The 21175-nt window shown below is 36.8% G+C and carries 18 protein-coding genes and 1 tRNA gene; 17 read left to right on the forward strand and 2 right to left on the reverse strand.

Annotated elements, in window-relative coordinates:
• Positions 1–4 precede the first annotated feature (4 nt).
• Genes mdcC through LAB100_RS10140 form a run of 4 tightly spaced genes read left to right on the forward strand, consistent with a single transcriptional unit; the run spans position 5 to position 3371 of the window.
• A complete protein-coding gene (mdcC, locus tag LAB100_RS10125; protein WP_119327412.1) occupies positions 5–301 on the forward strand; it encodes a malonate decarboxylase acyl carrier protein in 297 nt (98 codons plus the stop codon).
• Positions 291–1955, forward strand: coding sequence for a biotin-independent malonate decarboxylase subunit beta (gene mdcD / locus LAB100_RS10130; protein WP_119327413.1), 1665 nt, complete (start codon positions 291–293; stop codon positions 1953–1955). Before mdcC ends, mdcD begins: the two co-directional genes overlap by 11 nt.
• Positions 1943–2563 (forward strand): malonate decarboxylase holo-ACP synthase, encoded by a 621-nt coding sequence (locus tag LAB100_RS10135; protein ID WP_119327414.1) that lies wholly within the window; start codon positions 1943–1945, stop codon positions 2561–2563. Before mdcD ends, LAB100_RS10135 begins: the two co-directional genes overlap by 13 nt.
• Before the next feature lie 22 nt (positions 2564–2585).
• Entirely contained in the window at positions 2586–3371 is a 786-nt protein-coding gene (locus LAB100_RS10140) for an alpha/beta fold hydrolase (protein ID WP_119327415.1), read from the forward strand.
• 135 nt (positions 3372–3506) lie between these two features.
• Here LAB100_RS10140 and LAB100_RS10145 read toward each other — a convergent pair.
• Positions 3507–3578: transfer RNA gene (locus tag LAB100_RS10145), tRNA-Arg, on the reverse strand.
• Between the two features lie 224 nt (positions 3579–3802).
• Between LAB100_RS10145 and LAB100_RS10150 the strand changes: the two genes are divergently transcribed.
• The 12 genes from LAB100_RS10150 to LAB100_RS10205 all read left to right on the forward strand — a co-directional run bounded on the left by LAB100_RS10150 (position 3803) and on the right by LAB100_RS10205 (position 17902).
• Positions 3803–4849, forward strand: coding sequence for a sugar-binding transcriptional regulator (locus LAB100_RS10150; RefSeq protein ID WP_119327416.1), 1047 nt, complete (start codon positions 3803–3805; stop codon positions 4847–4849).
• A gap of 35 nt (positions 4850–4884) precedes the next feature.
• Positions 4885–5913 (forward strand): type I glyceraldehyde-3-phosphate dehydrogenase, encoded by a 1029-nt coding sequence (gap, locus tag LAB100_RS10155; protein ID WP_119327417.1) that lies wholly within the window; start codon positions 4885–4887, stop codon positions 5911–5913.
• Positions 5914–6032: 119 nt separating this feature from the next.
• Positions 6033–7247, forward strand: a complete 1215-nt coding sequence (locus LAB100_RS10160) for a phosphoglycerate kinase (RefSeq protein ID WP_119327418.1) — start codon at positions 6033–6035, stop codon at positions 7245–7247.
• A 26-nt stretch (positions 7248–7273) separates the two neighbouring features.
• The gene (gene tpiA / locus LAB100_RS10165; RefSeq protein ID WP_025085074.1) at positions 7274–8026 is read left to right on the forward strand and encodes a triose-phosphate isomerase; all 753 of its coding nucleotides are present in this window, start codon (positions 7274–7276) and stop codon (positions 8024–8026) included.
• An 84-nt stretch (positions 8027–8110) separates the two neighbouring features.
• A complete protein-coding gene (gene eno, locus LAB100_RS10170) occupies positions 8111–9412 on the forward strand; it encodes a phosphopyruvate hydratase (RefSeq protein WP_119327419.1) in 1302 nt (433 codons plus the stop codon).
• Between the two features lie 86 nt (positions 9413–9498).
• A complete protein-coding gene (locus tag LAB100_RS10175; protein ID WP_119327420.1) occupies positions 9499–10554 on the forward strand; it encodes an oxidoreductase in 1056 nt (351 codons plus the stop codon).
• Between the two features lie 9 nt (positions 10555–10563).
• Positions 10564–12105 carry a ClC family H(+)/Cl(-) exchange transporter gene (locus tag LAB100_RS10180; RefSeq protein WP_119327421.1) on the forward strand — a complete coding sequence of 514 codons (1542 nt, stop codon included), beginning with the start codon at positions 10564–10566 and terminating at the stop codon, positions 12103–12105.
• A 73-nt stretch (positions 12106–12178) separates the two neighbouring features.
• Positions 12179–12415 carry a preprotein translocase subunit SecG gene (secG, locus tag LAB100_RS10185; RefSeq protein ID WP_102195198.1) on the forward strand — a complete coding sequence of 79 codons (237 nt, stop codon included), beginning with the start codon at positions 12179–12181 and terminating at the stop codon, positions 12413–12415.
• A gap of 57 nt (positions 12416–12472) precedes the next feature.
• Complete coding sequence (locus LAB100_RS10190) at positions 12473–13210, forward strand: alpha/beta hydrolase (protein ID WP_119327422.1); 738 nt, start codon at positions 12473–12475, stop codon at positions 13208–13210.
• 8 nt (positions 13211–13218) lie between these two features.
• On the forward strand, positions 13219–15546 hold the full coding sequence (gene rnr, locus LAB100_RS10195) for a ribonuclease R (protein WP_119327423.1): 2328 nt from the start codon (positions 13219–13221) through the stop codon (positions 15544–15546).
• A gap of 5 nt (positions 15547–15551) precedes the next feature.
• The gene (gene smpB, locus LAB100_RS10200) at positions 15552–16022 is read left to right on the forward strand and encodes an SsrA-binding protein SmpB (protein WP_119327424.1); all 471 of its coding nucleotides are present in this window, start codon (positions 15552–15554) and stop codon (positions 16020–16022) included.
• 77 nt (positions 16023–16099) lie between these two features.
• Positions 16100–17902 carry a DUF2207 domain-containing protein gene (locus LAB100_RS10205; protein ID WP_119327425.1) on the forward strand — a complete coding sequence of 601 codons (1803 nt, stop codon included), beginning with the start codon at positions 16100–16102 and terminating at the stop codon, positions 17900–17902.
• A 71-nt stretch (positions 17903–17973) separates the two neighbouring features.
• Here the strand turns inward: LAB100_RS10205 and LAB100_RS10210 are convergent, their stop codons facing one another.
• On the reverse strand, positions 17974–20157 hold the full coding sequence (locus tag LAB100_RS10210; protein WP_119327433.1) for a SpaA isopeptide-forming pilin-related protein: 2184 nt from the start codon (positions 20155–20157) through the stop codon (positions 17974–17976).
• Between the two features lie 271 nt (positions 20158–20428).
• Between LAB100_RS10210 and LAB100_RS10215 the strand changes: the two genes are divergently transcribed.
• Positions 20429–21073 carry a deoxynucleoside kinase gene (locus tag LAB100_RS10215; protein ID WP_119327434.1) on the forward strand — a complete coding sequence of 215 codons (645 nt, stop codon included), beginning with the start codon at positions 20429–20431 and terminating at the stop codon, positions 21071–21073.
• Positions 21074–21175: the final 102 nt, after the last annotated feature.

The raw sequence follows: 21175 nt of genomic DNA on the forward strand, positions 1-21175 counted from the left end.
AAATATGGAAAAATTACATTTTAACTTTGATACAAAGGATGCAATTTCAAAGCCTGTACATGTTGGTGTTGTTGCATCTGGTGATCTTGAAGTTATTTTTAGACCAACAGATAAAGAAACAGAAGTTAATATCGTTACTGGTAGTGATGGATTTAAAGAAGTTTGGGGAAATGTTTTACAACGTTTCTTTGATAGATATCCAATTCAAGCCGATATTGAAATCAATGATTTTGGCTCAACACCTGGTGTTGTTAATCTTCGTTTGACACAAGCATTGGAGGAGTTAAAAGATGAAAAATAGTTTTGTTGAATTACATGCTCGTGAAAGAGCACTTTCATTGTTAGATGCCAAAACAGCTAGAGAGATAGTTGGACCACTTGATAACATGATTTCTCCACATTTGGAGCCACAAAACATTGTTCCTGAAAGTGATGATGGAATTGTTTTGATGCGAGGAATGATTAATGGAAATAATGTTTTAGTCGTTTCAATTGAAGGTAAATTCCAAGGCGGTGGGATTGGTGAAGTTAGTGGTGCTAAAATCGTAGCCGCATTGGAAAAAGTTCTTGAAGAAAATAAACAAGGCAATACTATTTATCCAATAATTGTGCTTGATACTGGTGGAGTACGTCTTCAAGAAGCTAATTATGGTTTATTGTCGATTTCAGAAATTCAAAATGTTGTAATAGCTTTGAAGAAATATGTACCAGTTATTGGATTAGTTCCTGGTCGTGTCGGTTCATTTGGTGGAATGTCGATTACAGCATCAATTCTTTCATATTTGATTGCTACCAATAAAGCTAGAATTGCCTTGAATGGTCCGGAAGTTATCGAACAAGAAGCTGGCGTACGTGAATTTGATTCCAGTGATAAAGATTTGATCTGGGATACTTTAGGTACTAAACAGAGATCAAAGACTGGTTTAGTAGATGAAGTGGTCGATGATACGGTCGATAGTATTAAAGATGCTATTGTAAATGAAATCAAAACTAAGAAAGATGCCCATCGAACTGAAAATGTCGATTTTTATTTAAGCCTTTTAAATAAGTTAGATTTAAGTAAAAAGTTGGATATTGATTCATATAACAAGTTATATCAAAGTGTTGTAGCTACTAAACATGAAGTTCCAGCAGCCACAGCCGGTAATAAGGAAGGTACAAAGAGCCGTGGACGTCTTTGGTTTGAAAAATTGACTGGTATTGAAAATGCTACTAGTTCTATTTCAACAGTTTTGCATGCTCAAAAGGATGGCAAAGAATATATTGCTATCGTACCTGACAGTGATAACAAGTTTCCTCGAGTTCGAGAAGGTGAAGTAGGCCTACAAGAGGGATTTGCTGTGGCAAGTATTGTTAATAAGATTGTGGCAGATGATAAGGACAAGACAGTTAAACGACCAATTGTTTTGGTTGTTGATGTTCCTAGTCAAGCTTATGGATATCAAGAAGAATTAATTGGTATCCACGTGGCTCTTGGTTCAAGTGCTGCTGCATATGCTAAAGCCAGACAAGCAGGACATCCAGTGATCGACTTTATTCCTGGAGATGCCGTTTCTGGTGGATTTTTGGCTCATGGTCTACAATCCAACCGTATGATTGCTCTTGATGATGATTCAATTACAATCCAAGCAATGTCAAAAGCAAGTGCCGCTAGAATTACTCAACGTACAATTGCTGAACTAGAGGAAGCAACGAAACATGTTCCAGCAATGGCTTATGATGTTGATAATTATGAAAAATTGGGTGCTTTATATAAATTAGTCAAAGGCATTGGTTCATGGGAAGCTACTGATGAAAATGTTGTTAAAATCAAACAACTTATTAATGAAGCAATTACTAGTCTTGATGGCGATACAACTTTGCATTTCCGTTATCAAACACCAATTGCTAAAGCTAGCGGTCGAAAGGCTACTTTGGCAGTTAGAAAATTAGTGGATGAAGAATGGTCAAAATAGAGCCACATGACTTATTAAAAATAGCTTCGGCTGATGATCTTTTGGTAGATAGTCTTCCACAATGGGCGCAAGAAATTTTTCCTAATTCTTTAACGGTTGTTGTACGTCGCAGCAAAATAGTTGAACCAAGAATTCCAGTTGGAATCCGTGGTATTAAACGTGAACAACGTTTAGCTGTTGAGGTTTTGCGACAAAATGTCAAAGAAATTATTACGCCGTATCAATTGGTTCAACAGCGAGCTTGGCAAAATGTTTCAGTAGATAGGAAAAAGCTACCAGCAATTAAGGCTTTGCCAGCAATAGCTAATATCTTGAAAGATTATCAATGGGGAATCAGCGGTAGCGTCGGATTTGAATTAGCGACAAAGACTAATTCAGCTAAGGAAACCAGTGATTTGGATTTAATTTGGAAACCAAGTTATTCAATAAATCGTAAACAAGCCCAAGATTTGTTAAAAGAATTAAATCAGTATGGCGTACATGCCGATTTGCAAGTTATTGAAGGAACTAATGGTTTTTCACTTGAGGAATATAGTAACTCTACTTCAACTATTATGGTGAAGACCTTGGGTGATCCAATATTAGTGCGAGATCCATGGAATATCTGAGATATTTTCAGAGGAGAAATGAATGGAATTTTTAACGAGTGATGGTATCGAGATTAATTATCAGGATTATGGTCAGGGACAATCAATTGTTTTAATAGAAGGATTTGGCGGCTATCAAGAAATTTGGCAAGCACAAGTTGACTATTTGAAAAATATGAATTGTCGGGTTATCACATATGATCATCGTAATCATGGTCGGTCACAGAGAACAAATCTTGGATTAACAATTGAACGATTGACGAAGGATTTGGCCGAATTGATTGATTATTTGAATTTGAAAGATCCTATTCTGGTGGGGCATTCTATGGGTGCTAGTATTGTTTACTCCTATTTAAGTAGATATAAGAATTTAAAATCCGTTATGGCAATAGATCAATCTCCTAAAATGCTCAACAATTCTTCATGGTCCTATGGATTTGAAGATATTACGGTTAATGATTTTAAAGAAAAAGTTATCGATTCTAGTAAAGTTCACGAAACATTACATGGATTGGATAGTAAGGTAGCTCTATCTTTAAATAGGGTGAAAAATGAATATCCTTTCGAACGACAAAAAAATTTAGAATTATTGTACGATCACATAGGTAAGGACTGGAGAAAAGCATTAATTTCTAGCCAAATACCAGTAAGTTTCGTAGTTGCTAGGCAAAGTCCATATTTTGATTATCATTTTCCAGAACGACTTTTAGTTAACAAAAAATTAAATTCGATAATTCTTGATAATTGTGGACATGATATTATGGCTGAAATTCCGAATCAATTTAATCAAACGTTACGGCATTTCATTTATAGTAGTCTGAGAAAATAAAAATAGAGTAATATTTCGCCGTAAAACACGAAGTATTACTCTATTTTTGTATAATATAATTCCTGTCTAAATATGAAATAGACGTTAAATGTTGATAACTCAACACTTCAAGATGAAAGTTTGTGAAACAAAAAATGCGCCACGTGGGAGTCGAACCCACATTCCAGGAACCGGAATCCTGTGTGCGATCCATTACACTAGCGGCGCAAGTACTCTCTTATTTTATCGCACACCTATATAAAAAGTAAATCATCAAAAGAATATTATTATTTTCACTTTTTGTAGACTTATCCCTTGATATTTTCACAAGAGAGTTTATAATTACAGTTGTGCTTAAGAGATGAGATTGATTCATCCGGGCTTTTATTTTTTGAGTACATGGGTCGTAAACAGACATACAGGGACAATGATTGCCCCATGGAGTATATCAAATGACTAATAATGAAGATTTAGAATTGCTGGATTTAGTTGCCCCAGACTTCATTAAGACTCTGGAAAAGCGATTTAAAATACTTCAGAGTATCTCATTAATGGAACCAGTCGGGCGCAGAGTATTAGCTGATGATCTTAAAATCACAGAGCGTGGTTTAAGGACTGAAACTGATTTATTGAGAAAGCAGGGCTTGATTATTTCTTCAAAATCTGGGATGTCTTTGACAAAAACAGGTAGTGACGTAGTAGTCAGGTTGACCGATGTATTGGCTGATTATCAAGGAACAGCTCTTTTGGAAAAACAATTGAGTCAAAAGCTTGGAATTAGTCGTTGTATCGTTTTACCAGGTGATGCTGATAAGCAATATCGGGTAGTCGATTCATTTGGTAGAAGGCTTAATCAACTCTTAGGTTCAATATTACCAGCAGGGCAGTCAATGATTTCTGTTACTGGTGGTAGTACCTTGGCACAGGTTGCAAGAAATCTTTCACCTGATTTATCCAAAAATCGCCAGTTGGTGTTTTTACCAGCACGAGGTGGTGTGGGTGAGTCGGTTACGATTCAAGCAAACAGTGTCTGTGCAGAGATGGCTTTGAAAACCCAAGGCCAGTACCGAGCTATGTACCTTCCAGAGGACATAAGCGAAAAAAGTTTTGAATCTTTGCAAAAAGAGGCTTCAATTAAATCGGTTCTTGAACTAATATATAGAAGTAATGTTGTTATTCACAGTATTGGAACCGCAAGTATTATGGCTGAACGTCGAAATCTTTCAGCTGAGGAACAAAAGATCATTGATGATGGTCAGGCTGTTTCCGAAGCTTTTGGTGATTTCTTCGATCAAAGTGGTAAACTTGTATATAAGGTACCTAGGATTGGACTTCATGTCCGGGACCTTGATAAAATAGAATATGTGATTGCGATTGCTGGTGGTCAAAGTAAGGCTAAGGCAATTCAGTCATATATGAAAAACGCACCTCATCATACTGTTTTAATAACAGATGAAGGTGCCTCAAAACTGATTTTAAGGGATAACCCTTTAAAATAATATTTTTTTTGATTTCCTGAAGGAGGAATTTTTGTATGACTACAAAAGTTGGTATTAATGGATTTGGCCGTATCGGTCGTTTGGCATTCCGCCGTATCGCTGCACTTCAAGCAGCTGGCAAGACAGATTTGGAAGTTGTTGCAATTAACGATTTAACTTCACCTGCTATGCTTGCTCACCTATTGAAGTATGATACTGCTCATGGTAACTTCGAAATTGACAAGATCACTGCTGAAGATGCAGCTATCGTTGTTGATGGTAAGAAGATCCCTGTATATGCTGAAATGAACGCTGCAGACCTTAAATGGGTTGCTAACGACGGTGTTGACATCGTTCTTGAATGTACTGGTTTCTACACATCAGAAGAAAAAGCACAAGCTCATATCGATGCCGGTGCAAAACGTGTATTGATCTCAGCTCCATCAGGTGCTATGCCTACAGTTGTTTATGGTGTTAACGATGACATCCTAACAAACGACGTTAAGATTGCTTCAGCTGGTTCATGTACAACAAACTGTCTTGCACCTCTAGCAAATGCCGTAAACGAAGAATTCGGTATTAAAGCTGGTACAATGACAACTATCCATGCTTACACAGCTACACAAAAACTTCAAGATGGTCCAGAACGTAAAGGTAATGTTCGTGCTGCACGTGCTGCTGCTGCAAACATCATCCCTCATTCAACTGGTGCTGCTAAGGCCCTAGGTCTAGTTGTTCCTGCATTGAAGGGTAAGCTTGATGGACATGCACAACGTGTACCTGTTATCACAGGTTCAGTTACAGAATTAGTTGCAACTCTTAACAAAGAAGTTACAGTTGACGAAGTAAATGCTGCAATCAAGAAGTATACAGAAAACAACCCTTCATTCGGTTACAACGATGATGAAATCGTATCTTCAGATGTTATCGGTACATCATTCGGTTCAATCTTTGACCCAACACAAACACAAATCGTTGGTTCAGGTGATGGCCAAGTTGTAAAGACTGTTGCATGGTACGATAACGAATCAGGATTTACTGCACAAATGGTTCGTACACTTGAAAAATTTGCTAGCTTAGACTAATTATTTAATCTAATTTGGTGATTAATTAAGAAAACCTAATTTAGTGTGATTTAAATTGGCGGAGGGAGGAAAACTCCTTCCGCCTTTTTTTAAGGAAAATATTGGAGGATTTATTTACAATGGCTAAACTTATTGTTTCTGACGTTGACGTAAAAGGCAAAAAAGTCTTGATGCGTGTAGATTTCAACGTTCCTATTAAAGATGGTGTTGTCGGCGATACTAACCGTATCGTTGGTGCTATCCCAACAATCAAATATGTTTCAGAACATGGTGGAAAGGTTATCTTGCTATCTCACTTGGGTCGTATTAAGAGTGATGAAGACAAGAAAGCTTTGTCATTGAAGCCAGTTGCTGCTAAACTTCAAGAATTAAGCGGTATGCCTGTAGAGTTCGTACCAACTAACGAAGGTAAAGAACTTGAAGATGCTATCAATGATCTTAAAGACGGTCAAATCCTATTGATGGAAAATACTCGTTTCCAAGATATCGATAACGACTTCGGCAAACGTGAAAGCAAGAACGATCCTAAACTTGGCGAATACTGGGCATCACTTGGTGACGTATTTATCAACGATGCTTTCGGTACAGCCCACAGAAGTCATGCTTCAAACGTTGGTATTTCAACAGCTATGAAAGCTGCTGGCAAACCCGTTGCTGCTGGTTTCTTAATGGAAAAGGAAATCAAGTTCTTAGGTAACGCTGTTGACAATCCTGTACATCCATTCGTAACAATCCTTGGTGGTGCAAAGGTTTCAGATAAGATCGGTGTTATTGAAAACTTAATTCCAAAATCAGACCACATCTTAATCGGTGGTGGTATGGCTTATACATTCTTAGCTGCTCAAGGCCACAAGATTGGTAAGTCACTATTCGAAGAAGACAAAGTTGAACTAGCTAAAGACCTCCTTCAAAAAGCTGGCGACAAGATTGTTCTTCCTGTAGACCACATTGTTGCTAAAGAATTCTCAAATGATGCTGACGCAACAACTACTGACGGTGTTGATATTCCTGATGACGAAATGGCTCTTGATATCGGACCTAAGACAGTTAAGTTGTTCCAAGACAAATTAGCTGGTGCAAAGACTGTTGTATGGAATGGACCAATGGGTGCATTTGAAATGAGCAAGTTTGCTGAAGGTACTCTTGAAGTTGGACGTGCTATGGGTAGCTTGACTGATGCTATTACTATCGTTGGTGGTGGTGACTCAACTGCTGCTGCTAAGAGTCTTGGTATTGCTGATAAGCTTACACACATCTCAACTGGTGGTGGTGCCTCACTAGAATATCTAGAAGGTAAAGTATTACCAGGTATCGACTCAATTTCAAATAAATAATTATTTTTCAGAGGAGAATTAATTTTATGCGTACACCTATTATTGCGGGTAACTGGAAGATGAACAAAAATCCTAAAGAAACCCAAGAATTTTTAGACGGTATCAAAGGTAAGTTGCCAGAATCTGGCGTTGAAACTATCATTGGTGCTCCAGCCATTGACCTTACAACACTTGTTGCAGGTGCTGAAGGTACACCATTGAAGACAGCTGCTGAAAACTCATACTTTGAAGATGCTGGTGCATTTACTGGTGAAACTTCACCAAAGGCACTTGACGAAATGGGCATCGACTATGTAATCATTGGTCACTCAGAAAGAAGACAATACTTCGGTGAAACTGATGAAGATATCAACAAGAAAGCTCTTGCTATCTTGAAGAACAACATGCTACCTATCATTTGCTGTGGTGAAACTCTAGAACAACGTGAAGCTGGCAAGGCTGAAGACTGGGTAACTGGTCAAATCGAAAATGCTGTTAAAGGCATTTCTGCTGCTGACTTAGCTAAATCAGTTATCGCTTACGAACCAATCTGGGCTATCGGTACTGGTAAGACTGCTACTGCTGATCAAGCACAAGAAATGGTTCACGTAATCCGTGAAAAGATTGCTAGCTTGTATGATGCTGACACTGCTGATAAAGTACGTATCCTTTACGGTGGTTCTGTAAAACCTGCTAATGTTAAAGAATTGATGGCTAAAGAAGATATTGATGGTGGACTTGTTGGTGGTGCATCAATGGATCCAGAATCATATATCGCTTTGGCTAACTTCAATAAATAATTAGTTTTATATAAGTTATTTATTTTAAGTGCCAAAAAGGTTAAAATTGTGTTGTATTAAAATCATAAAGGAGATTTTTAAAATATGTCTGTAATTACTGATATTTTAGGCCGTGAAGTTCTTGATTCACGTGGTAACCCAACTGTTGAAGTTGAACTATATACTGAACTAGGTGGCTTTGGCCGCGCACTTGTTCCATCAGGTGCTTCAACTGGTGAACACGAAGCTGTCGAACTACGTGATGGCGACAAATCACGTTTTGGTGGTAAGGGTGTTCTTAAAGCCGTTGCTAACGTAAACGACAAGATTGCTAAAAAGGTTATCGGCATGGACGTTACTGACCAACGTGCCATTGACCAAGCTATGATCGACCTTGACGGTACACCAAACAAGGGTACTTTAGGTGCTAACGCTATTCTTGGTGTTTCACTTGCTGCTGCTCGTGCTGCTGCTGACGAATTAGGTCTTCCATTGTACGAATACCTTGGTGGTCCTAATGCTCACGTATTGCCAACACCTATGATGAACGTTATCAATGGTGGTAAGCATGCTGACAACAACGTTGACTTCCAAGAATTCATGATTGTACCTGTTGGTGCAAAATCAATGCGTGAAGCCGTACGTATGGGTTCAGAAACTTTCCAATCATTGAAGAAGGTTCTTGAAGGCCGTGGTTTGAACACAGCCGTTGGTGATGAAGGTGGTTTCGCTCCTGACCTTGAAAACAACGAAGCTCCATTCAAGATCTTGGTTGAAGCTATTGAAAAAGCTGGTTACAAGCCTGGCGATGACGTTGCTATTGGTTTTGACTGTGCTTCATCAGAATTCTACAACAAAGACACTCACAAGTACGAACTAAAGGGTGAAGGCGAAAACGGTGCTGTTCTTTCAACAGACGAATTTATCGACTTGCTTGATGGTATCGTTGACAAGTACCCAGTTGTTACAATCGAAGATCCTATCGATGAAAACGAATGGGAAGACTGGCAAAAAGTTACTGCTAAACTTGGTAAGAAAGTACAACTTGTTGGTGATGACTTGTTCGTTACAAACACAGACTACTTGAAGAAGGGTATTGAAATGGGAGTTTCAAACTCAATCCTTATCAAGCTTAACCAAATCGGTACACTTACAGAAACATTCGAAGCTATCGAAATGGCTAAAGAAGCTGGCTTTACAGCCGTTGTTTCTCACCGTTCAGGTGAAACAGAAGATACTACAATTGCTGACCTTGTTGTTGCTACAAACGCAGGTCAAATCAAGACTGGTTCAATGAGCCGTACAGACCGTATTGCTAAGTACAACCAATTGATGAGAATTGAAGATCAACTTGGTGACCAATCAGAATACAAGGGTATCAAGAGTTTCTATAACTTAAACAAATAATTGCAAATATGTGATTAATTAAAACAGCCTTAGGGCTGTTTTTTTTGTACAATAATAGTATCCACTATTGTGAAGGAGTTTTAAGGATGACATTAAAAATTGCATTTATTGGGTTTGGTAAATCAGCCAATCGCTACCACTTACCATATTTGAATATTAGAGATAAATTTCAAGTAAAAACTATTTATACACGGAAACCTGTTGATGATAAATTAGCAGAGCCATATCGAAATAGTGTTAAATTTACTAATGATTTAGCTGACATTTTAAATGATCCAGAAATAGATTTGGTAACCATTTGTACACCAGCGATAACGCATTATCAATTAGCTAAACAAGTTATTGAGGCTAAAAAATCAGTTATTGTTGAAAAACCATTTGTAGATACTTTGGAACACGCTAAAGAATTGATTCAATTAGGTAAAGATAATAATGTTTTGGTAATGCCATATCAAAATCGTCGTTTTGATGGGGACTATTTAGCTGCTAAACAAGTAATTGATCAGGGATTTTTAGGAGATATTGTTGAAGTGGAATCCCATATTGATTACTATCGTCCTAATACTGTTAATAAAGTAGGAACTAAGGAACAAGGGGAGTTCTATGGTTTAGGAATTCATCTAATGGATCGAATCGTTGCTCTATTTGGTCGTCCTGATCAAATGGTTTATGATATTCGTAATACTGAAGTGCCTGATGCGGTTGATAATTACTTTGATGTTGATATGCATTATGGCACACAGATGAAGGCTAAAGTGAAGGTCAGTACCGATGTAGCTAAAGAATATCCAAGATTTATCATTCATGGTATGAACGGTTCATTTATCAAGTATGGTGCCGATCAACAAGAAAACGATTTAAAAGCGGGTATTATGCCAGAAACATCAGGATTTGGTGAAGATAGTCCAATGTATTATGGTGTGGCAAAGTATCGTAATTCCAATGGAGATTGGATTGAGAAACAAATTAAAACACCATTAGGTGATTACGGATTGTATTATGATTCGGTTTACAACATGTTAGTAAATAATGCCCCACGTTTAGTGACTGATGAGCAAATTATAACTGATATGGAGCTACTTGAAGCTGGGTTCTATCAACCATCACCATCAATTTATGAGGTACCAAAATTAAAGATTTAGGGGAGAATAATGAAAGTAGCTGTTACAGATAATGAAAAGTTAAGACTGACATTAGAGGGAGTGTTGGTCGGAATAATTTCTGGAATTTTAGTTAGTATGTTTCGTTGGTCTATTGCACACTCTCTAAAGTTTTATCAAGGTCTTTACGTTACGGCACGAAGTAATCCTCTATTAGTTTTGTCGTTATTAGGCTTGATGATCGTTATTGCAATATTCGTTGGTTTATTAGTTAAAAAAGAACCCAATATTTCTGGATCGGGTATTCCTCAAGTTGAGGCACAATTGGGTGGCGAGATGCATCTTAATTGGTGGTCAATTTTGTGGAGAAAATTTGTTGGTGGGATTCTTTGTATTGGACCAGGATTATTTCTTGGTCGTGAAGGTCCATCTATACAATTAGGAGCAGCTGTTGGTCAAGGTGTTGGCGATCTAACACATGATAATCGTGGGGTTAATCAACGAGTTTTAATTGCCAGTGGCGCAGCAGCCGGATTATCTGCGGCTTTTAGTGCTCCAATTGCCGGGGCAATGTTTGTTTTGGAGGAAGTTTACCATAACTTTTCACCTTTAGTATGGATTACAGCTTTGGCTAGTGCTGTTAGTTCAAATTTGGTGGCTTTATATGTTTTTGGATTACAGCCAGTTTTACAGGTTCCTTATCAATATAGTTTGCCAGTGAAATATTATTGGCATTTAGTAATTTTAGGAATAATCTTAGGTTTGATGGGGCGCGTCTATCAAATTTGTACGTTATCAATGCCTACTTTGTTTTCCAAAACTCGTTTGCCTAGATTTATTCACGGCATTATTCCGTTATTATTGATCGTTCCTTTGGGAATGATGTATACGCAGTTTATTGGTGGCGGGAATGAAGTCATTGTTAATTTGGATAAGTTTAAAGGCGGCTTATTCTTCTTATTAGGCTTATTCTTATTGAGATTTGTCTTTTCAATGTTGTCATATGGTTCTGGTTTACCAGGTGGAATTTTTCTACCAATTTTAAATTTAGGAGCGATTATTGGTGCTATCTATGCTGTTTTAATGAATCAGATGGGATTATTACCGATTTATTTTGAAAGTAATTTAATTATTTTTGCTATGGCGGGTTACTTTGCCTGTATTGGTAAAGCTCCTTTTACAGCAATTATTTTGGTTACTGAGATGGTTGGTTCTTTGAAACATCTGATGCCGCTGGCTGTATTGTCATTAGTAGCATATATCGTCGTTGATCTATTAAATGGAGCTCCAATTTATGAAGCTTTGAAAGAAAAGTTGAATCTTAACTCGGATTATTTAAATCGGGTCAGCAAGTTTAATGATCGTTTGGAAGTGCCAATTTATGAAGGTAGTTCAATTGATGGAAAATACATTCGTGATATTCCATTTCCTAAGGAAGTTTTAGTTGTGGCAGTTTATCGTGGCGAACGTCAGCTTATACCTCGTGGCGATACTTTGATCAAGGCGGGAGACAGATTGATCTGTATGGTCAATGCGGGTCAACGTGCTAAAATATCTCGTAAGTTAAAAGATTTGATTGATGGAATTAACTAGAAATTTGACGTCATTTATGTTATTGTTTTAGGAGTGATTTCAGCTTTAAACACCATGAACGGAGGTTTTACAGGTGTATAATATTATCGAAACATTGTTGATAATTGTATCCATTTTGATAATCATTGCCGTATTGATGCAACCAACAAAGCAACAAGATGCTTTGAATGCATTGTCTGGTGGTGGTGGGGACCTATTCAGCAACCAGAAGAAACGTGGTTTTGAAGCCTTCATGGTTAAGGTTACCTACGTTTTACTAGTATTGTTCTTTGTTTTTTCAATCGTACTAGTATACTTATCATCTCACTAAGCAATTTATCCTCCTGAAGTTACTCAGGAGGTTTTTTGTTATAAGGAGCAAAATAGCATGAAAATTTTAACACCTAAACCATTCTATTTTGATAATGGGACAAGTGCGGTATTGTTGCTACATTCTTTTTCGGGAACGTCTAATGACATGCGGTTATTGGGAAGGTTCTTAGAAAGAAATAATTATTCGGCTTATGCACCTATGTTTGCTGGGCATGGGACGAAAGAACCCTTAGATATTTTGGAATTGGGTTCAACTGAAAAGTGGTGGCAACAGACACAAGCAGCAGTTCAATATCTTAAAGAACAAAACAAGAAAAATATCTATGTTTTTGGCCTGTCATTAGGAGCAATTTTTGCTACTAAGGCAGTTGAAGAATTAGATGATGTAAGTGGTGGGGGAGTTTTTGGATCACCCTTATATACAGGTGGTTTTCACGGAATAAAAAATGCCTTTCTGACTTATGCAAAAAAGGTGTACGCTATTCAACAGGACTTAACAGAAGTGGAATTGGATTCTAAAATGAGACTAGTTGAGTCAAAAATCGATGCTAAATTAACCGAAATCAGAAAAACTTCCGTTGATGTGTCAGAAAAATTAGCTGAAATAAAACGACCATATTTTATAGGTCAAGGTACGAGTGATAAATTAGTAAATCCCGATGCTGCTTCAAAGGTGGCACAAGAGGTTAAAACATCACAGCTGCATTTGTACGATGCGGGGCATGTTTTAACGATTAACAGAGCTCATAATCAAGTTGAGAGCGATGTGTTAAATTTTTTAGAAAATAATTGAGGAAAGAAATGCCAGATAAAGAAAATAAATTAATTGCAGATATACTAGAGGTTTTTAGAAGCAACCCTGATCGTCGTTACAAATCAGAACAGATCGAAGACATTTTAAGAATGCATGGTGCTTCTGCTTTTAAGCGTGTGGTTAAAGCTTTAGCTGTCTTGGAAGGTGAAAGTAAAATTTCTTTGACCAACAAAGACGAGTTTAAGATGGCTTCACCTGAAACTGTTGTTGAAGGAACTTTTAAGGGTAATGATAAGGGTTTTGGTTTCGTTAGATATGACGAAGTAGATCCCGATGCATTTATTGCCAGAAGCAACACTATGTTTGCTGTCAACGGAGATACAGTTGAAGTAAAAATTACTAAGCCATCAAATCCTTGGATCGATAAAGGACCTGAAGGAGAAATTATTAAGATCGAAGAACGTTCATTGACAAAGGCTGTTGGTGAATTCCATGCATATAGTGATGCTCAAGTTGAAAAGACTGGTCATTATGGTTACGTTCAAAGTCATGAAAAGAAGATTGCTTCATATATGATCTTTATTTCTGATAAGGGCTTGCATCCACAAATTGGAGATATGGTTCAAGTATCAATTGATGAATATCCTAATGCTAAGCACCCTCAAAGTATGGAAGGTACAGCTTTAGAGGTTATTGGTAATAAGAATGATCCTGGTGTCGACATTATGTCGATCGTAGTTGATAATGATATCAACCCAGAATTTCCTAGTGAAGTTTTGAAGGAAGCTGAAAAGGTTCCTGATCACGTTTTGGATTCTGATCGTGTTGGTCGCAAAGATTTAACTGAAAATATGGTTATCACTATTGATGGGGATGACTCAAAAGATTTTGATGATGCTGTTGGATTGGACATGTTGCCTAATGGCAATTTCCATTTGGAAGTTGATATTGCTGATGTTACTCACTATGTCAAAGAAGGTTCACCACTTGATCAAGAAGCCTATGCTCGTGGTACAAGTACTTATTTAGTTGATCGAGTAATTCCAATGTTGCCGTTTAGATTATCAAATGGTATTTGTTCATTGAACCCTGGTGAGGATCGTTTGGCCCTTACTTGTGAAATGGAAATCGATCATCAAGGTAATGTTTTGAAACATGAAATTTATCCTAGTGTTATTAGATCTAAGTATCGTATGACTTATAACAATGTTAACGAGATTTTGAAGGGTGACGACCTATTAACTGAGGAATATGCACCAGTAGTTCCAATGTTAAAACAGATGGCAGAACTTCATGAAATTCTCTTTAACAAACGTCATGAACGTGGTGCGATTGACTTTGAAGAAACAGAAGCACAAATCATTGTTGATGAAAATGGTAAGCCAATTGACATTAAGTTAAGAGAACGTGGTACTTCAGAAAAGATGATCGAATCATTTATGTTGGCTGCTAATGAAACTGTAGCTGAACATTACAATGTTAAACATGTACCATTCTTGTATCGTGTTCACGAAAAACCTGATGAAGAAAAAGTTAAGAACTTCTTTGAATTTGCCGCTGCAATGGGTGTACAAGTGAAGGGTAATCTAAAAGAGATTACTCCAAAGATGTTCCAAAATGTTCTTCAAAGTGTCGTTGGTACTCCAGAAGAGCAAGTCGTTACGATTATGCTTTTGAGAAGTTTACAACAAGCTAGATATTCTGATGAACCACTTGGCCATTTTGGTTTGGCTGCGAAGTATTATACTCACTTTACTTCACCAATCAGACGTTATCCTGACTTAACAGTTCATCGTATGATTCACAGTTATGCTGAAAACGGTTTTACTGATGAAGAACAAACTAAGTGGTCTAATAAGTTGCAAGAAATTGCTGAACACACTTCAGGGCGTGAAAGAATTTCAATTAATGCTGAGCGTGCGGTTGATGATTTGAAGAAGACTGAATATATGGCTGATCAAGTTGGAAATACTTTTGATGCTGTAGTTAGTTCAGTGACAAGCTTTGGAATGTTCATTCAATTGGATAATACAGTTGAAGGTTTAATTCATATTTCTAACATGAAGGATGACTTCTATGAATATGATGAGAAGAGCATGTCAATGCACGGACGAGGCACTGGTAAGATCTTTAAGGTCGGTCAACCAATCAAGGTTAAGTTGATCAGAGCCGATGTCGAACATCGTCAAATTGACTTTGAACGAGTATTAACTCCTGAGGAACAAGAACAAGCTGACAAACGTGAAGCTGAATTTAAAAAGAAACGTTCTAATCAACATGGACGCGGACGTGGTGGTCATGGTCGCCACAATGATAAAGATAAAGGCCATGGAAACAATAACCATAAAAGACGTGGTAAATACGAAAGACGGTGATTCTTTTGAAGAAACATCATACAAAAGCTGCTAATGAAGTAGCTAATAATCGTAAGGCTCGTCATGATTACAATATTTTAGAAACTTATGAGGCGGGTATTTCTTTGACCGGGACTGAGATAAAATCAGTTCGTGCAAGTAAGATGAATATTAAAGATGGGTTTGTGCAAGCCAGAAATGGTGAACTATGGTTAGAAAATGTTAATATTAGCATCTATGACCAAGGAAATATGTTCAATCACGATCCATTACGTAATCGCAAGTTACTTTTGCATAAAAAGGAAATTCGCAAGATTACTTCAAGTATTCAAGAAAAGGGAATTACAGTAGTTCCTCTGAAAGTTTATTTGAAGCATGGGTTCGCTAAGGTATTGATTGGCGTAGCTGAAGGTAAGAAACAATACGATAAACGTGAAACAATTAAAAAACGTGATCAAGAAAGAGAGATTAGACGTGTTATTAAAAATGCGTATTAATCTTTCAGATGATCGCTTTTTTTTTGCCCTAAAATTAGTATGATAAAATATTTATAGAGATTTAATTGGGGGTAACAATGAAGAAAATATGGGGAATATGGTTCACCATTCTCGGGATGCTATTGTTTTTTTCAACGGCAACTACTGTTAAAGCCGATGGCAATTTTAAAGTAGAAAAATATCACGCTACGGCTGATATTCAAAAGAATGGAGACATTGATCTAACGCAGCGAATCAATTATCAATTTAACGGTAATTTTCATGGAGTTTATTACAATCAGAATATTAATGCTGCTCAAAGTGTCACTGATCCACAGGTTTTCATTGATAATGGTCGTAAAACAACACAATTGAAACCTTCTACTTCTGGTGAGAATGATACTTTCAAGGTCACCAAAAGTAAGAATAATATGGATATCAAGGTCTATCATGCCGCTCAAAAAGAGAACGTAACTTTTATTTACAAGTATCGTTTGAATCAAGTGGTAACTAATTATTCCGATACAGCTGAGCTGAATTGGAAAATGATTGGTAGTGGTTGGGAAAATAGTTTACATAACGTAGTTTTGACAGTTAATTTACCAGCAAAGAATGTTTCCAAATTACAGGCTTGGGCACATAGTACCAACAGGGATGGCTATACGCATGTTTATCGAAAAAAGGGTCAAGTTAAAATGACTTTAGGATACTTAGCACCATACGGTCATGTTGAAACGCATATGTTATTTCCTACAACTGTGACACCTAATAATCCTAACGTTGTTAATAAAAAACATAAGCAAAGTGCCATAGCTCATGAACAGGGCCTTGTTAAGGAAGCAAATATGAGTCGAACACACCAAAAGTGGACTTATATTTATTTAATGGTATTTGGTGCGGCAGTTATTTTAGTGATTTATTTATATCGCTTATATGATTTTGTAAAGAATCCAAGTCGAAAGCATACGATACCAACACCTTTACATCATACTTTCGATGAGCCGAATTTTAAGCCGAGTTTTGCCAAAATTATTTTAGATAAAAAGGACAAGGCAGATAATCTTTCTTTGACAGCTGATTTGCTAAATGAAGTAGGTAAACGTCATTTAGAAATTGAAAAATTTGGTAGTACTTATGAAATTGTTAAATTAACACCACCTACTAATACTTTTTTTAGGTATTTAATTGATGAAGTTGGTGATGGTAAAAAAGTTAATTTAAGGCAGATCAAGTCTTCGGCCAAAGGGTATGGAACCAATAGAAAGATGCTTCGTAAGTTCAATGATTGGGCTGAGGAAGCTGCTAAGGGGCGTGAGAAGTATCTGGATCTCGATAATTTGAATTTTGTCGACAATTATCGAATATCAGCAATTGCATCTAGTATCATAACGTTCTTTATGTTTGTAATTGGACTTATTTTTGGTAAAAATCTTTGGATCAATAGTGGCTTATCTTTATTGTTTATCGGTTTATATTGGTTGATTTATTGGGTCACTAAGAAAAAAGTTACAGTTTATACAGATCTAGGGGAAATAGAAGTTAATAAGATTAGGGCTTTCAAACGAATGCTGACGGATATTGATGATATTAAAATGGCGGAAGTGGGAGATTTGATCCTTTGGGAGCAATTCCTGCCTTATGCGGTCGTTTTTGGCGTTTCGGATAAAGTTATTAAGGCATTGAAAGTAAACTTTGGAAAAGAGCAAATAAACAATTCTATCGTGGCTTCATACTATATTGGCTCAACTAGTTTCATTAATGTTGGATCAGTCGGTTTCCAGGCGGCATTTTCGGGTGCTATTGGTGCTGGAGGTACTTCAAGTTTATCAGGAGGTTCCGGTGGTTTTACCGGTGGGTCATCTGGTGGATTTGGTGGAGGTTCCGGCGGTGGAGCCTTTTAAGGGTAAAAAAATAGACTGAGAAATTTCTTCTCGGTCTATTTTTTACCTTTAAAATTAAATGATTTCATTTTCTATGCGTTGCGACGTTTGTAATAAACAACACCACTTAGAAGAACTAAACCAAGTAAGCTTGCAATCAAACCAGATTTAGCACCAGTTTGTGGAAGTGTACCGTTAGAGTTAGATGAACCAGTTGACCCATTGTTTGAATTACCGGGATTGATAGGGTTAGTAATGATTCCGCCATCACCGTTGTTGTTATTGTTGTTTGAACCAGGATTTTCTGGATCGACAATTATACCACCGTTGTTGTCTTCTTCATTACCATCTTTATCTTCATTATTATTGCCGTCAACGTCAGTACCGGGTTCTTCAGTATTTCCATTTCCTTCATTACCACTAGTAGTCTTAGGGTCTGAAGTTTCTAAAGTACCTAGGCCAATACCATCATAATCATCAGTGATTTCAAATTCAATCTTATCAGGATTTAGATCATATCCATCAGGTGCTTTAGTTTCTAGGAAGTAATATTTGCCAGGCTTTAGACCTTCGACAGTTATCATTCCGTCTTTATCAGTAACATTTTTGGTGATGAATGTTCCGTCTTCAGAATAAAGACTGTATTCGGCATCTGGAACGCCAATGGTCATATCTTCACGATCAAACTTTTGAAGACTTACCATATAGGTATCATCTGAACCAGTAATTTTTTCATTTTCAATGATAATCATTGATGGAGTAGGATTTTCTTTGTCAATCGTAAAACTGATATCCTTACCGCTGATATAGCCACTAGGAGTCTTAATTTCATGTAAGGTATAGTCACCGTATGGCAAATTGTAATAGTGACCAATTCCTAATTCATCGACTGTAATAGTTCCTACTGAATTTCCGTCTTTATCTAGAATTTCAAATTCAGCACCGGTTAGTCGATAACCAGTTTCCTTATCAATTTTCATAATAACGATTGAACCTTCAGGATTGTCATTAATTGGTTCATCTTGGGTATTTACCTTAACTGTTGTGGTTGTAGTACCGGAAATTGTAAATGGTACTTCATTACCATTAGCTTCATAACCATCTGGTGGGGTTGTTTCTTTGAAATAATAATTACCAGCAGGTAAGCCAGAAACATTGATTTGACCATTTGTATCAGTTGTTAGTCCTTGTTTGACGGGAGTATCAGAGCCATATTCATAAATATCATAGACTGCACCTTGAAGTGGGGTTTCTCCGTCTTCAGTGGAAGTTTTAGTTAGGAGTACGGAACCTAAAATATTATTACCATTACCACTACCAGAGTTGGAGTTACCAACTACACTAGCACTAACATTTCCGGAATTAGTTCCGTTTCCACCAGTATTTCCCCAAGTGTATTCAGCATTATTTCTGAATTTATTTCCGTTACTTGCGTTGGCTGGATCGTCAATTCTTGTTTGGAAAGTAATTGCGTAGAATTGATTGTTTTGAGGTAAACCAACAGAGAAACCATTTCCATCTTCATAAAAAGATTTATATTCGCTAGAATCTAACAAGCGGTCCTTTTTATAATAACCTGGAGATGACCAACTTGATTCGTAGACATTAACAGAACCTGGAATATAAGTTTGAGTCCCATCAGTAATATTTAAATCCTTAACGAGCAAGTTAGGAAAATCTCCACTGTTACGATTTGCTAAAATGGTCCAAGTAATGATTGGGTTACCATCAGCGTCCTTACCCATAGTTCCTTTTTTAGAAAAGTCACTATCAGAGGTAACAACAGTCATATTGTCATGCTGATTACCAATTTGGACATCGTTTTGTCCGACCACAGCGTCTTTACCAACGCCAAGTCCTGAAGTTAAATTCAAAGATCCATTGAAATCAGTTTTTCCTTCAACATCAGTAAAAGTAACAAGAATAGTGTTATCGGAATTCAGAATTGCTTCACCGATTTTTTCCCCATTATCATTGGTTAGGTCGAACTTATCTCCTGGCTCTCTAACTTTAAGAGTAGGTGGTAACTGAATTTCCCAAGTATCACCGTTGTTTAATTGAGTACCAGTTGTATCCCAATTCAAAGTAACTTCGACGTTACTAGCAGTACCATGGTCTTTTTGTTTGATACTCATGCCAGTAAGGAAACCATCTGAACCTTGAGATGTTGTATATGTTGCAGCTTCAGTGGAAGTAGTTTGATTAGAAAATACTAAAATAACTAATCCCAGAGAAGCGACAAGTGCAATTAAAAAATTGCGTAATTTTTTCCCCATATTCTTTCCCCTTTCTAATTGAATACAATTTTAATTATAGAATGAATGGAAAACTTTAAACAGGGGATTGACTAAAATATTAATAAATAAATATTAGTTTAAAAAAGCCTTACTTATAGGTAGTAACTCGTTATCATGACTACCATATCTTGTGAAATTTTAGAAATCTGTACAATATATAGAATAGAAGTGATATCATAGTGAATGTTGTTTTTTTACAAATTAAGAGAATTAAATTAAAGAATCAATTGATGTATGGAGGAGAATAATGATGATCGTATTGAGCGGCGCAATTGGAGCCGGAAAGAGTTCATTGGCAACAGTTTTATCAGAACACTTAGGAACAGAGGCTTTCTATGAACAGGTTGATAATAACCCCGTTTTGCCGCTATTTTATAAAGACCCTAAGAAGTATGCATTTTTATTACAAATTTACTTCTTAAACAAACGTTTTGAATCAATCAAGAAGGCAATGGTGCAAGATAATAATGTGTTGGACCGTTCAATTTATGAAGATTCACTATTTTTCCATATGAATGCTGATATGGGTAGAGCTACTCCACAAGAAGTTAAAGTATATGATGAATTATTGGATAATATGATGCAAGAGCTTCCATATGCTGCTGCTAAGAAAGCTCCTGATTTGTTAGTTCATTTGGATATTTCATACGATACAATGATTCATCGTATTGAAAAACGTGGTCGTTCATATGAACAACCAGAACAAGATCCAACTTTACCAGAATATTATCATCAATTATTAGCTAGGTATGACGGTTGGTATGATGATTATGATTACAGTCCTAAGATGAAGATTGACGGTGACAAATATGATTTTGTTGAAAATCCTGATGATCGTCAAAAAGTTTTGGATTTAATTGATGAACAATTACGTGTTCGTGGTACTTTAGACTAATCACTAAGCTGAGAAGAAAACTTCTTGGCTTTTTTCTTTGCTTGCTACTATCCTCAAAATAAGATAACCTATTAAAGGCAGTTTGCACTGGTAACCTGCTAT

The sequence above is a fragment of the Companilactobacillus musae genome (assembly GCF_003967595.1).
Taxonomy (GTDB): domain Bacteria; phylum Bacillota; class Bacilli; order Lactobacillales; family Lactobacillaceae; genus Companilactobacillus; species Companilactobacillus musae.